General features: G+C 73.0%; 12 protein-coding genes. 7 read left to right on the top strand and 5 right to left on the bottom strand.

Features of this window, described 5'->3' with window-relative positions:
* Nucleotides 1–115: 115 nt before the first annotated feature.
* Both ACFY1J_RS18060 and ACFY1J_RS18055 read left to right on the top strand, forming a co-directional pair.
* On the top strand, nucleotides 116–1,390 hold the full coding sequence (locus ACFY1J_RS18060; protein WP_390731513.1) for a mannosyltransferase family protein: 1,275 nt from the start codon (nucleotides 116–118) through the stop codon (nucleotides 1,388–1,390).
* A 238-nt stretch (nucleotides 1,391–1,628) separates the two neighbouring features.
* Nucleotides 1,629–2,651, top strand: coding sequence for a phosphatase PAP2 family protein (locus ACFY1J_RS18055; protein ID WP_390712205.1), 1,023 nt, complete (start codon nucleotides 1,629–1,631; stop codon nucleotides 2,649–2,651).
* A gap of 100 nt (nucleotides 2,652–2,751) precedes the next feature.
* On the opposite strand, the gene ACFY1J_RS18050 is transcribed toward ACFY1J_RS18055, so the two are convergent.
* The 4 genes from ACFY1J_RS18050 to ACFY1J_RS18035 all read right to left on the bottom strand — a co-directional run bounded on the left by ACFY1J_RS18050 (nucleotide 2,752) and on the right by ACFY1J_RS18035 (nucleotide 6,168).
* Nucleotides 2,752–2,967 (bottom strand): I78 family peptidase inhibitor, encoded by a 216-nt coding sequence (locus tag ACFY1J_RS18050; protein WP_390712204.1) that lies wholly within the window; start codon nucleotides 2,965–2,967, stop codon nucleotides 2,752–2,754.
* A 358-nt stretch (nucleotides 2,968–3,325) separates the two neighbouring features.
* On the bottom strand, nucleotides 3,326–4,294 hold the full coding sequence (locus ACFY1J_RS18045) for a helix-turn-helix transcriptional regulator (RefSeq protein ID WP_390712203.1): 969 nt from the start codon (nucleotides 4,292–4,294) through the stop codon (nucleotides 3,326–3,328).
* Nucleotides 4,295–4,337: 43 nt separating this feature from the next.
* Nucleotides 4,338–5,627: an ABC transporter substrate-binding protein gene (locus tag ACFY1J_RS18040; protein WP_390712202.1), complete on the bottom strand. Its 1,290-nt coding sequence runs from the start codon at nucleotides 5,625–5,627 to the stop codon at nucleotides 4,338–4,340.
* The gene (locus ACFY1J_RS18035; protein ID WP_390712201.1) at nucleotides 5,596–6,168 is read right to left on the bottom strand and encodes a hypothetical protein; all 573 of its coding nucleotides are present in this window, start codon (nucleotides 6,166–6,168) and stop codon (nucleotides 5,596–5,598) included. Before ACFY1J_RS18035 ends, ACFY1J_RS18040 begins: the two co-directional genes overlap by 32 nt.
* A 123-nt stretch (nucleotides 6,169–6,291) precedes the next feature.
* Between ACFY1J_RS18035 and ACFY1J_RS18030 the strand changes: the two genes are divergently transcribed.
* From ACFY1J_RS18030 to ACFY1J_RS18020, 3 genes are read left to right on the top strand one after another with little or no spacing between them, the layout of a single operon-like run.
* Complete coding sequence (locus ACFY1J_RS18030; protein WP_390712200.1) at nucleotides 6,292–6,780, top strand: hypothetical protein; 489 nt, start codon at nucleotides 6,292–6,294, stop codon at nucleotides 6,778–6,780.
* Nucleotides 6,768–9,422 carry an ATP-binding cassette domain-containing protein gene (locus ACFY1J_RS18025; protein ID WP_390731599.1) on the top strand — a complete coding sequence of 885 codons (2,655 nt, stop codon included), beginning with the start codon at nucleotides 6,768–6,770 and terminating at the stop codon, nucleotides 9,420–9,422. The genes ACFY1J_RS18030 and ACFY1J_RS18025 overlap by 13 nt, the downstream gene beginning before the upstream one ends.
* Entirely contained in the window at nucleotides 9,419–10,063 is a 645-nt protein-coding gene (locus tag ACFY1J_RS18020) for an ATP-binding cassette domain-containing protein (protein WP_390712199.1), read from the top strand. The genes ACFY1J_RS18025 and ACFY1J_RS18020 overlap by 4 nt, the downstream gene beginning before the upstream one ends.
* 79 nt (nucleotides 10,064–10,142) lie before the next feature.
* Here ACFY1J_RS18020 and ACFY1J_RS18015 read toward each other — a convergent pair whose 3' ends face one another.
* Complete coding sequence (locus tag ACFY1J_RS18015; protein WP_390731512.1) at nucleotides 10,143–10,859, bottom strand: transglycosylase family protein; 717 nt, start codon at nucleotides 10,857–10,859, stop codon at nucleotides 10,143–10,145.
* 542 nt (nucleotides 10,860–11,401) lie between these two features.
* On the opposite strand from ACFY1J_RS18015, the gene ACFY1J_RS18010 reads away from it, so the two are divergent.
* Nucleotides 11,402–12,187 (top strand): hypothetical protein, encoded by a 786-nt coding sequence (locus ACFY1J_RS18010; protein ID WP_390712197.1) that lies wholly within the window; start codon nucleotides 11,402–11,404, stop codon nucleotides 12,185–12,187.
* 76 nt (nucleotides 12,188–12,263) lie between these two features.
* A complete protein-coding gene (locus ACFY1J_RS18005; RefSeq protein ID WP_390731511.1) occupies nucleotides 12,264–12,710 on the top strand; it encodes a hypothetical protein in 447 nt (148 codons plus the stop codon).
* The last annotated feature ends 9 nt before the right edge of the window (nucleotides 12,711–12,719 follow it).

The raw sequence follows: 12,719 nt of genomic DNA, 5'->3' as shown, positions 1-12,719 counted from the left end.
CGTGGCCGACCTCTCACACTCCACGCGGAACCCTTGTGGCGTACGCCACTACCCGCCTCCCTTGACCACGCCCCGGTGAGCTGTCCGGTTCCGCCGCCGGTCGATAATCGAGCCCGTGACCGATCTTGAAACGCGCGTGGCACCCCGGTTCGCGCTCCTGCGCCGGGCGGCCCCGGCTCTGCTCGGGTACGCGGCCGTGCGTGTCCTGGACCTGCTCGTGCTGGCGGTGTGGAGCGCGGCACGCGGCAAGAGCGCGCACACGCTGCTGACCGCGCGCTGGGACGCCCTCTGGTACACGCGGGTCGCGGAGCTGGGCTATGGCTACGAGGTGCGGCTGCCGAACGGCGACGTCCACTCCAACCTGGCCTTCTTTCCGCTGCTGCCCTGGCTGGAGCGGCTGGTGCACGCGCTCACGCCGCTGTCGTACGCGGACGCGGGCCTCGTCGTGAGCGTGGTCGCCTCGCTCGCCGCGGCCTGGGGGATCTTCGCGGTCGCGGACCATGTGTACGGGCGGCGGGCCGGGGTGTGCGCCGTACTGCTGTGGGCGGTGCTGCCGGTCGGGATCGTGCAGTCGATGGCGTACAGCGAGTCGTTGTTCACCGCCCTCGCCGCCTGGTCGCTGTACGCCGTGCTGACCGGCCGCTGGGTGGGTGCCGGTCTGCTGGCCGCGTTCGCCGGGCTGACCCGTCCGGTGGGGCTCGCCGTGGTGGCCGCGGTGTGGACGGCGGGCATTGCCTCGTTCGTGCGAGATCGGCGCGCGGCTGTGGCAGACGGCGCACGGGGCGACGAGCACGCCCCCGATGCCGCCAGCGCCGTCCGCGCCCCGCGCGTCGTGACAACCGACGGCGCACCGGACGCAACACGCGCCCCATCCATCCCTTCCGGCGCGCCCGTCGCGCGCCGCGCCCTCGGCATGCTCCTCGCTCCCCTCGGTGCCGCCGCCTATGTCCTGTGGGTCGGCCATCACACCGGCAAGGGCCCGCTCGGCTATCTGGACGTCCAGGCGGGCTGGCGCAACGGCTTCGACGGCGGATATGCCTTCGCCCGCTTTGTCGCCGACAAGTTCACGTCATTTCCGTCGGCACTCGCCGGGCTGGGACTGATCGTCGGAGTGGGCCTGGTGATCTGGCTGTACGTGATCGGCGTACGGCAGCGCCAGCCGCTTCCACTGCTGGTGTACACGGGTGTCGTCACCGCGCTCGCGCTGTGTGCGTCGAGTTACTTCGGCTCCAAGCCGCGCCTCCTGCTGCCCGCCTTCCCTCTGCTCCTGCCGCTCGCCCTGGCCCTGGCCCGGCTGCGCACGTCAAGAGCGGTGCTGGTCACGGCCGGTGTGGCGGTGGCGTCGGCCGTCTACGGCGCGTTCTGGCTCAATGGATCCGGTCCACCATGATCATCTCGGAACGGCCGATGAGCGGACGGAGAAATCCACCCCATGCTTCGGTGAACGAATTCATAAGCGCCATAAAACCAACCCCCGGCATGATCAAAGGAATTGAAGGGAACGACCGACGGAGATTGCGGATTCCTCTGGAATATGGCGGCTGCTGAGAGGTTTCCCACATCACATCGTCATCACAAAGCCGGTGATTCGACCGGGGTCGGAGCTCACTCGCTGTAACGTCCTTTGGGTGCGTACCGAACGAAACCTCACCCGTCTGGACCGGGTGTTCGCCAGGCTGGACCGTGAGCCGGAACGACCGGCCCACATCGATGTGCCGAGGATGAGCCGGCACCGGGTCGTGCTGTTCACCGCGACCCTCGCCTTCTATCTGGCGATCGTGTGGGCCATCGTGATCACGTCCTGGCTGGTCCGGCTCGACTGGCAGGTCATGTTCTTCCGGCCCTACCAGCAGTGGCCGGAGATCCACGCCTTCCTCGACTACTACGTGGTGCTCGGCCAGCGCGGCCCCACCGCCGTGATGGTCGCCGCGTGGCTCGGCTGGCGCTCCTGGCGGCAGCACACGCTCCGCCCGCTGCTCACCCTCGGTGCGTCACTGCTGCTGCTCAACATCACGGTCGGCGCCGCCAAGCTCGGCATGGGCCGTCTCGGCCCGCACTACGCCACCACGATCGGTTCGAGCGAGATGGGCCTGGGCGGCGATATATTCCCCAGCGGCCACACCGCCAACGCGGTGGTGACCTGGGGAATCCTGGCCTATCTGGCCTCCACCCCGAGAGCGCGCCGCTGGCTGTCCGCGCTGTCGGCGGTCACCTCGCTCGGCGTCGGCCTCACCACCGTCTACCTCGGTACGCACTGGCTGAGCGACGTGTTGCTGGGCTGGGCCGCCGGTCTGCTGATCCTGCTCGCCCTGCCGTGGTGCGAACCGCTGATCGCCAAGGCCGAGATCGCGATCTTCGACCAGCGCGACCGTTGGCGCGCCCGCCGCGGTCGTACGGTGCCCGCTCCGGCGCTCCCGGTCGCTCCCGTGGTGCTCAAGCCGCGGACCGTGCCCGCCGAGGAGCCGGCCCCGGAGCGCGAACCGGCCGCCTCGGTCCGCTCGCCCCGCGCGCCGATCCATCTGGCGCCGGGCCCGCACACGGCCCGCTCCGAGCGCACTCCCGTCACCCCGGCGGGCAGCCGCCGCCCGCCGCACTCGGACCGCGTGCCGCGCGGCACCGCCCCGGCGGCCCGCCCGGTGACGGGCGGCTGACCGCAAACGGCACAGCGGGGCCGGTACGCACACCCAACCCCCGCCAGAGCGAAGGCCCCTGCTCCTCGATCCAGGAGCAGGGGCCTTCGCCGTGGTCGGTTCAGCCCTTCCAGGCCCGCGCCACCCGGCCGTCCCGCACCTCGAAGTTCATCCGTCCCGCCCGGTACTCCATGGTGATGATCGCGCCCGGCGGCAGCGACCGCACCGTCGACCACCCCCGCTCGCGCGCGAGCCGCTCGGCGCTCGCCGCGTCGAGGCCGACGTACCCTTCCGGACTGTCCTGGGGCTCCGCTGACGGAGTGGGAATCGGTGCCATGCGGCCACGCTAGGCCAGGTCCGGCGGCCACGGAAGTCACGAGCCGGAGAAGGCGACCGTCCCCCTCCGGTCACACTTCTGTCACAGGATCACGACACGCGTTTTGGTTCGACCGCGTCACACGTCCGAGCGGTTGCGTGCGCCTTCCCGGCGCATTCGAGCGAAATTCCCCGCGTGTCGGGACGGCCCTTCGAAAAGCCGGACGGAAAGGGACCGAAGCGCGGGACACGGGCGGTTGTCAAACCCGATTCCATTCCGAATCCACAACACGCGCGGGAGCTGACACCGCATAAGAATTTCACCGCTTCGGCACAGATCCCCCGTACCGCCCGAACCTCGGCTCACGGCCACGCGCCGCTCACGCGGATCGCTCCAGAGCGCGCGACAGCCGGTCCCGGATCGTTCCGATCGACTCGGTGAGCTCGGCCGGCTCCAGCACCTCGAAGTCGAAGCCCGTCATCATCACGTGAATGACCATCACGTCGAGATTCGGGGCGCCGGCACGCAGGACGCAGGCCTCGGCGCCGTCGGCCTCCAGCATCCCCGCCGAGGGCGAGATCCGCTGGGCGGCGACCTCCAGGGGCACCAGCAGGCGGACGGCGGCGTGGGCGGCGTACGCGCGCGTGGAGACGCCCCGGGAGACATAGGCGGCGAGGTCCTCGGCAGGGGGCTCGCGCGGCGTGAAGCGCGGGCCGTGCGGCGGCTTCGGCGTGATGCGGTCGGCGCGGAACGTGCGCCAGTCCTCGCGGTCGAGGTCCCAGGCGACCAGGTACCAGCGGTGCTCGGTGCACACCAGGCGGTGCGGTTCGACCGTACGGCGGGTCGAGGCACCGTCGTGGTCCCGGTACTCGAAGCGCAGACGCTCCGCGTCCCGGCAGAGGTGGGCCAGTTCGGTGAGCACGGCCGGGTCGACGGTGGAGGGCTGCGGTCCGCGCAGCATCGGCACGGTGAAGGCGTTGAGGGCGCCCACGCGGCGGCGCAGCCGGCCGGGCAGCACCTGCTCCAGCTTCGCCAGGGCCCGTACGGAGCTCTCGCCGATGCCCTCGATGCCCTGCCCGGCGGCGGTGCGCAGGCCCACGGCGACGGCGACCGCCTCGTCGTCGTCCAGGAGCAGCGGCGGCAGTTCGGCCCCCGCGCCGAGCTGGTAGCCGCCGCCGGTGCCGGGGCTGGCGTTGACCGGGTAGCCGAGCTCGCGCAGCCGGTCCACGTCGCGGCGCACCGTGCGAGGGGTGACCCCCAGCCGTTCGGCCAGCTCGGGGCCGGACCACTCGCGGTGGGCCTGGAGGAGCGAGAGCAGGCGCAGCAGTCGTGCCGAGGTCTCCAACATGGCGCCGAGTCTGCCAGCCAACGCGGACAACCACTGTCCGCGATCAGGGCGTGTAGGGCAGTTGCGGCACGTCGAAGCAGGTGCTGTTCATGTCCCCCTGCGACACCCAGCCCCTGCCGTCCTTCCAGCGGGCCACCGACAGGCATGCCCTGCGGGTCTTCGGCGGCTCGGGAAGCCGCTCGAACGACACCGGGATCAGCAGGCCGTCCGCGGTGTAGTCGCGCCCGCGGTTCACGAAGTCGTCGACGCACGCGCGCGTGATGCCCTTCGTCGCACAGGCCCTGGCCGCGTCGGTGAACCATCTCGCGGCCGCCCAGCCCTCCAGCTGCCACTGGGAGTGCGTGCTCAGCCCCTTGGTCGCGTCCCGGAACTCCCGTACGGCCGCGTCACCGGTGTCCTCGTAGTTGCGGCTGGCCCCGGTCACCCACAGGGCGTTGCGGCAGCGCGGGGAGTCCCTGTAGTCCTCGGGGACGTCGGACGTCCAGTTCTGGACGTTGGTCACCTTGGCCACGACCCGGGCGCCGACGTCGTCCATCGCCTTGCACAGCTGGGCGTTGCCGTGCGTGTCGATGGCGTCGAAGACCAGGTCGGCGCCCTGCTCCTTCAGATCGGCGGCGACGGCACGGAAGTTGGGCAGCGCGAAGTCGACCTGTTCGGGGACCACCTTGTAGCCCTCGGCCTTCAGTCCCCGCTCGACGAGCCGGGCGTAGGCGGCGGACGCGGCCTGGTTGTAGGAGACGACCGCGGCCGTGCGGGCGCCCTTCTCCCGCTTGAAGTAGCGGTACACCTCCGTGCCGCCGTACAGCTGCCCACCCCAGCCCGGTGTGCCGTCGCGGGGTGCCAGGCTGCCGTAGATGCCGTACAGGTGCGGCCAGGTGTCGTAGGCGGCGCCGATGGGCTGTCCGCCGATGTCGGGCACGCGCGCGTGGGAGACGCGGGAGGCGCCCGCGTAGTCCAGGGACGCGGTGGCGACCAGGGCGACCACCCTGTCCTCGTCGATCAGCCGGTGCACGCACGTGTTGTTGCCGACCCCGCTGCCGCCGTCGTCGCACAGGCGCACCTCGACCCGGCGGCCGTCGATGCCCCCGCGCGCGTTGAGTCGGTCGAAGTACGCCTTGGCGCCGTCGCGCGGACCGGTGAACGCGTTGCCGCCGACGGGGCTGGTGGCGCTGGTGATGATGCCGACGCGCAGGGGTGCGCCGCCGGGCGCGGGCGCCCGCGAGTCGTGCTCGCAGTCGCTCTCGGGCAGCCGGCTGCCGCAGGCCGTGCCCACGAGGAGCAGCAGCACCGCGGCAGCGGTCTCAGCAGCCCGGGTGCGCCGACTGCGAGGCATCGCCGCTCAACTGCACCAGCGCGCACAGCGTGTTGTCGGACACCTTCCAGGTGCCGTCCTCGAGGACGGCCGTCCCGGAGGCGTCGGGCAGGGCGGTGGCACCGTTCAGGGTCAGGCTGTACGTCACGGTCGCCTCGGCCGGCCCGGTGAACTCGACCTTGGTCACCTCGGCCGCGACCTGTCCGCCGCGCTTGTCGCCGTTGAAGCTCTTCAGCACGGCGGACATCCGCTCGCCGTGCTCCAGGACGGTCTGCTTGTCCTTCGTGGCGGTGGCCGGGTCGAAGAACTTCTTCCAGTTCTGCCTGATCTCCTTCTCGGCGGCCGCCGGATCGGCGGGCGCGGTCGCCGGGGCGCTGGTCGTCCTCTCCACGGAGGGCGTCGGGGGCGCGCTCTGGCTGCCGCCGCTCTCGTCGCTGCATGCCGCCAGGGCCGGGGCGAGGACGAGGACCAGGGCGGCCGCCAGTGCCGTGCCCCGTCCCGCCGCCCGTGGGCCGCGCCCTGTCGTCGTGTGTCCCCGCCTGACGTCGCTCCCGAGAACCATCTGGCTCACCACCGGGTGTCCGTCCGGGCCATGTGCGCCCGGAGCTTTCAGGGTCAGCTTCCAGAGGGCATAGTGCAAGCCATTGGCCGACATGGACAGATACATGACGTGTGGGAGCCGGCGATGCGGACAACGCGACCTCGGACCGTGCACCCCGTCCTCTGGGCCGGGTGGGCCGCGCTGGCCGCGGGCGCCGTGCTGTGCGTCATCGGCTGGTACGGCATCTCGGGCGAGCGGTACGCGGAGCGCCAACTGCCCTATCTCGCCTCGTGCACGATACCCGGCGCGGCTCTGATCATCGCCGGATCGGTGCTGCTCACACACGGCAGGAGCGCGCTCGCCGCCGCGCGCGTGGACGAGTTGTACGGGCTGCTGGTGGCCGCCGAACCCGTCGCCGTCGAGGAGGCGGAGCAGGCGGCGGCCGCGCCCGTGGCGGTCGGCGGGGAGACGCTGATGGTGCCGGGCGGCACGCTGTACCACCGCGCGGACTGCCCCTTGGTGGCGGGGAAACCGGGCGCGGTCCCGGTGGACGGCAAGCTGCTGGCGAGCGGTGCGCTCGGCCCGTGCCCGATCTGCGAGCCGGATTCCGTGGCGGACCCGTGTCCTCGCTGACGTACGACCTCACGCTCGCCGGTCTCTCCGTGGGCAGCGCCGCCGCGCTCACCGGGATCGGTCTGGTCGTGACGTACCGCGCGACCGGCGTGCTCAACTTCGCGCACGGGGCGATCGCGATGGTGTGCGCGTACGTGCTGCGGGAGTCGGTGGTGGAGTGGGGGTGGCCGCTGTGGCTCGGGGCGGTGGCGACGCTGCTCGTGCTGGCGCCGGGGATCGGTGTGGTGCTGGAACGTCTCGTCTTCCGGCCGCTGTCGGTGCTGGGCGGCGATCCGGCGCAGACCCTGGTGGCGTCCATCGGGGTGTTCGTGCTGCTGGTGGGCGGGGCGGCGCTGGTGTGGGGCCAGGGAGCACGGGACGACGCGCCGGAGCTGGTGTCGGCGGACCCGTGGGGGCAGTTGACGGTGGCGCTGCTGCTCGCGGTGGGCGTCGGCGTGGTGATCCGGTGGACCCGGTTCGGGCGGGAGCTGCGGGCGGTGGTGGACGACCGGCAGCTGGCGGTGCTGGGCGGCATCGACGCGGACCGGGTGGCCGCGGCGGGCTGGGCGTTCGGCTCGTTCACCGCGGGCCTGACGGGCGTGCTGCTCGCGCCGTACGTGCGCCTCGACCCGTACGGTCTGCCGCTGCTCGTCATGGAGGTGGTCGCGGTCGCGGTGGCCGCGCGGATGCGCAGCCTGTCCCTTGCGGTGCTGGTGGCGCTCGGCGTCGCGGTCGGGCAGAGCCAGTTGACACGGCTGCACCCGACGGGCTGGGGCGGGCAGCTGCTCCAGGCGGTCGGGGCGAATCTCTTCGTCGTGGCGCTCCTGGTCGCGGCCCTGGTCCTGCCGGGCATCGGCACGCGTGACGCCCTGCCGCGCTCGGCCACCGCGCGCGTGCCGACCCCGCCCGGCGCCTGGATCGTGGCCGTGGTGCTGTTCCTGTTGCCGCTCGGCTTCGCGGGCTCGGACCTGCACACCTCGGTCCAGGTACCGGCGCTCGGCGTGATCCTGCTGTCCCTGGTGGTCGTCACCGGCCGCGGCGGACAGATCTCCCTGGGACAGGCGGCGTACGCGGGGCTGGGCGCCCTGTTCACGGCGCTGCTCGCGGCGGGCCGCTTCCCAGGCCTGCCACGGCTGCCCGAACTGGCGGCGCTGTCCGTGGCGGTGGCCCTGGTCGCACCGCTCGGCCTGCTGACCGGCTGGCCCGCCATCGGCCGCCACGGCCTGGCCCTGGCGCTGGCCACGTTCGCGGTGGGCGTCGGGGTGAGCCGCTTCGTCTTCGCGCAGCCGTACGCCACCTCCGGGCTGTCGCTGGACCGCCCGGCGGGCTTCGACGGGGACCGCGCGTACTACGTCCTGGAACTGGCCCTGCTGGCCGCCGCGCTGCTGGCGACCCACGCGCTGCGCCGGGGTCGCACCGGACGTGCCCTCGCCGCCATGCGGGACCACGAGGCGGGCGCGTCGGCGGCGGGCGTCCGGGTCCCGTCCCTGAAGCTCCTCGCCTTCGTCTCGGGCGCCGCCCTTGCCGCTCTCGGCGGCGGCATGCTCGGCATGGGGCAGCGCGCGTTCGACCCCGGCGCGTACGACCCCGTGCGCGGACTGCTGTGGTTCGCCGCGGTCGTGGTCCTGGGCGCGGACAGCACCTTGGGCGCCCTGGCCGCCGCGGCTCTTCTGGTGGGGCTCGACGCGGGGGCCCGGGGCGGGGTGGCGGCGGCGCTGATCGGGGTGCTGGCGGTGCTGGTCGGACGGTTCCCCGGCGGGCCGTACGAGGCGCTGCGTGCGGCCGGGCAGCGGCTGCGCCCGCGGCGCGGGGCGCGGCTCACGGCGGTGGGGACGAGGGCGCGCGCGAGACTGCGGCCACCGGCCGCGCGGGCGGCGCCGCACATCGCGCACATCGGCCCGCGGCCGTCGCGCGCCACCGCCGTGCCGCGCCCGACGGCCGAGGCGGCCGCGCTCCCGCCCCCCGCGGTCCCGCTGCTCGCTGCGCGTCGCCTCCACGCCCGCTACGACGGCTTCACCGCCCTCGACGGTGTCGATCTGGAGGTCCGGCCCGGACGGGTCACCGCCGTCGTCGGGCCCAACGGGGCCGGCAAGAGCACGCTGTTCCACTGTCTGGCCGGGACGCTGCGGCCCGCGCGCGGGCAGGTCGTGTTCGGTGGCCGGGACATCACCCGGCTGCCGGACCATGCCCGCACCCGGCTCGGGATCGCGCGGACCTTCCAGCAGCTGGCCGTGTTCCCGTCGTTGACCGTGACCGAGAACGTCCGGGTGGGTGCCGAGCAGGGCCGGCTCGCCGACCCCGGCGCGGTGGAGCGGGCGCTGCGGCTGGCCGGGCTCGACGGGCCGGTGCGGGCGCTGCCCGCCGCGGGGCTGCCCACCGGCACGCTGCGCCGGGTCGAGCTGGCCCGGGCGCTGGCCGGCGGCCCCCGCGTGCTGCTGCTCGACGAGCCCGCCGCGGGGCTCGACACCGTCGAAGTGGCCGCGCTGGCCCGGCTGCTGGACGCGCTGGCCGCCGACGGCACCGCCCTGCTGGTCGTCGAGCACGACCTCGACCTGGTCGCCGGTATCGCCGACGTCGTGCACGTCATGACGGCGGGCCGCATCGTCGCGTCCGGCCCGCCCCGCCAGGTGCTGGACTCGCTCGAAGCGGCGGCCGGGCCATGACCGTCTCACTGCGCCACGCGCGCGTGCGCTACGGCCCCCTGGAGGCCCTGCACGGTGTCAGCCTCGCCGCGCCGGGCCCGGGGCTGACCGTGCTGCTGGGCCGCAACGGCTCCGGTCGCAGCACCGTGCTGCGCGCGCTCGCCGGAACCGTGCCGCTGTCCGGCGGGGCGGTGGTGTGGGACGGCGTCGACGTGACCCGTGTGCCCGCGTACGAACGGGCCCGGCGCGGACTGTTCCTGGTCCCCGAGCGGCAGGCCGTGTTCGGGTCGCTGACCGTACGGGAGAACCTGGAACTCATGGCGCCCGCGTACGACTCGGCGCTCGACGCCTATCCGCGGCTGCGCCCCCTGCTCCCCCGCCGCGCGGGCACCCTGTCCGGCGGTGAGCAGCGGATGCTCGCGCTCTCCCGTGCCCTGCTGGCACGCGCGCGTGTGCTGCTCGTCGACGAGCCCGCGCAGGGCATGTCCCCTGCGGTGGCGGCGCGTACGTACGAGCTGCTGAGCGCGCTCGACGCGTGCGTCGTGGTCGCCGAGCAGCGGCTGCCGCCGGTGCTGCGCGGGCGGCCCGCGTTCGTGTACGAACTGCGCCGCGGGGCTGTCGTGTTCGGCGGCGAGGCGGGCGAGCGTGCCGTCCGCCCCTGAGGCCGCCGTCGCCGAAGGGCAGCGCCCCACCCGGTCGGTGGACCGGGTGGGGCGTCGTGCCCGGGACAGGGGGAGCGGCTCAGAGCGAGAGGCGCTGCCCGGGCACGATCATGTCGGGATCACCGCCGATGACGGACTTGTTGGCGGCGTAGAGCCGCTGCCAGGTGGTCCCGTGCCGGGCGGCGATGCCGCTGAGCGTGTCGCCCTTGCGGACGGTGTAGTTGCCGCCGGACGAGTCGCGCGACGAGCCGCGGTTGGTGTGGCCGGTCGAACGCTTCGGCGCCTTCGACGGCTTGGCCGGGGCCGCCTTCGTGGTGTTCGTGGTGTTCGTGCTCTTGGTGTTCGTGCTCTTGGTGCCCGCCGTACCGGAGGAGCCCGCCGCGGGTGCGGCGCCGTACGCTCCGGCCCGGGCCGAACAGGTCGGCCAGGCACCCCAGCCCTGGGCGTGCTGGACCTTGGTGGCCACGGCGATCTGCTGGGTCCTGCTGGCCCGGTCGGCGGTCGGCGCGTAGGCCGTGCCCCCGTAGGCACGCCAGGTGCCGGCGGAGAACTGGAGTCCGCCGTAGTAGCCGTTGCCGGTGTTGATGTGCCAGTTGCCGCCGCTCTCGCACTGGGCGATGCGGTCCCACACTCCGCCGTCCGCCGCCGCGGCGTTGCCGGTGGCGGCCAGCAGCCCGAGCGGAGCGAGCAGTGCCGCCCCGGCGAGGACCGCCGTCGTACGCGCCCTGCGGGCGGTCTCGCCGCGGGTGCTGTCGTCACGGACGTAGTTGCGAGTGGTATCGGCACATTCGGACATGTAATTCCCTCTCCACGGACCCGGGGTCCCCCACAGGCGGGGCGCGGCCGCCGCGCATGGACGCGGTCGCTCGCGCTCGCCCCGTCCGCCTGAGCCGGTGCTGCGATCTTGCTTGCCTGGTGCGCGGCCGGCGGACGTACCCGAGCGGTGCTCGTTGCACACGGCGGAGGAATGTACGGAGCGTGGCCACCCGGTATCAACCAACTCCTTGTCATTCCAGGCCAGTTCGCCGTTACCTCGGGTATCGGCGATTTTCGGCCACCCACTTCATTCGCTGATTTCCTGATTTGTCGACCAGCCCCTCGGGTGATCTGTGACCCACTTCACCGATTCAAAGTCCTTTGCCATTCGAAGAGTTGACTTTGAGTGGGCGATTCCGTACCGCATGTAACCCTGCGCGGTGGATGGTTCGATTCCGTTCCCGTCCGGGCGTGACCCCCGCCACAGATCGCCCGTTGTCTCCTTCATGAGCCCGGATCCCCCCGGGGCTCATGGACCGGGAGCCACCCGGCCCTTCACGCACGCATCCCGAGGGAGCCACCGTGCCGCGCATGCTCGACGTCAGCGACGCCGTACGCGCCGAGATCGGCGACGAAGAAGCCGACCGGCTGCTCGCCGGAGAGAACGCCCCGGGCAGTTACGACTGCACGTCCTGCCGCACCCCGGGCGACTCCGAGCAGGAGCGCACCAGCACCGTCCTGTTCATCGGGGACGAGACCGCCGTCCTCGCCTTCGCCCACGCCACCTGCCTGCCCTCGCAGGTCGTCCAGGTCACCGAGGAGCAGTTGCAGGGCGCGGTCCGCTCCATCAACGGGGACAGCGCCCCCGGCGGAGACGCGCACCGGGCCGTGCCCGAGCAGGCCGTGCTCGGCGTCACCAGCGGACTGGTGCTGATCGCCGGGGAGTTGCACCCGGCGCTCGTCGTGGAGCCGACCACGCCGATCGTGCGGCCCGGCACCACGGGCGTGGGCGACGACTTCCTGCCGCTGCTCATCGAGCAGGGGTACATGCCGGTGACCCAGATCAGCGCGGTGCCCCCGGTGCTGCACGGGTGGTCGGTGCTGCTGGCGGTGGGCCAGCTGCACGCGGTGCTCCAGCCCGGCACCCACGGCGGTCAGCCGGTCGCCTGGTGGCAGGCGCACCAGCCGCTGCAGGTCACGGACGGCTGGCGGGCGGCGGCGAACAAGCACCAGCAGGTGCTGCTGTTCGCGGCTCCGGTGGGCTCCATCGGGCGTCAGCCCCGCGAGGACCTGCTGCGGGACGCGCTCGACAAGGCGGCGGCCAACGGGAAGCTGGTCGCGGCCGCGCTGCCGCTCGCGGGTACCTGACGGCGAAGCGGCCCCGCGCCCCCGAAGGGGCGCCCCACGACCGCATCTCTTCCCGCACACGGTCGTTTGGACATACGTGCACGCATACGACGTTCCTCCCCGCCGTCCGTCCTTCTCCTCGATCCCGTCCGCACGGGCGCCGCAGGAGAGCGCGGCCGTGTCATCGCCGACCCCCATCTACGACACGCTCTACGCGGAGTGGGTCAAGATGCTCCGGGCGCTGCCGGGCGACCGCAGCGGCGAGGAGGAGCTGGGGTTCGTCGCCTTCGGGATCGCCCCGCACAACGCCGGCACCTATGGCACGGGAACGTACGGCACGGGGGCGTACGGCACGGGGGCGTACGGCACGGGGTCCCACGGCTCGAACTCGTACAGCGCGTACAGCGCGGGTGCGTACAGCGCCCGCCACGGCACGGGGCAGCAGCAGGCGCAGTGGCAGCGGGTCGGGACGATCGGGCGGCACGACACCGGGATGCACCATGTTCCCGCGGCACTGCCACCGGGACCGCGCCGGGGTATGTGAGCCGGGGTG

This window comes from Streptomyces sp. NPDC001406, from assembly GCF_042895285.1.
Taxonomy (GTDB): domain Bacteria; phylum Actinomycetota; class Actinomycetes; order Streptomycetales; family Streptomycetaceae; genus Streptomyces.
This window is presented reverse-complemented; position numbering and strand designations above follow the sequence as displayed.

Coding starts and splice junctions, on each gene's coding strand:
- ACFY1J_RS18050 (WP_390712204.1), bottom strand. CDS start 2,967: ATGGCACCGATTCCCACTCCGTCAGCGGAGCCCCAGGACAGTCCGGAA.
- ACFY1J_RS18045 (WP_390712203.1), bottom strand. CDS start 4,294: ATGTTGGAGACCTCGGCACGACTGCTGCGCCTGCTCTCGCTCCTCCAG.
- ACFY1J_RS18040 (WP_390712202.1), bottom strand. CDS start 5,627: ATGCCTCGCAGTCGGCGCACCCGGGCTGCTGAGACCGCTGCCGCGGTG.
- ACFY1J_RS18035 (WP_390712201.1), bottom strand. CDS start 6,168: ATGGTTCTCGGGAGCGACGTCAGGCGGGGACACACGACGACAGGGCGC.
- ACFY1J_RS18030 (WP_390712200.1), top strand. CDS start 6,292: ATGCGGACAACGCGACCTCGGACCGTGCACCCCGTCCTCTGGGCCGGG.
- ACFY1J_RS18020 (WP_390712199.1), top strand. CDS start 9,419: ATGACCGTCTCACTGCGCCACGCGCGCGTGCGCTACGGCCCCCTGGAG.
- ACFY1J_RS18015 (WP_390731512.1), bottom strand. CDS start 10,859: ATGTCCGAATGTGCCGATACCACTCGCAACTACGTCCGTGACGACAGC.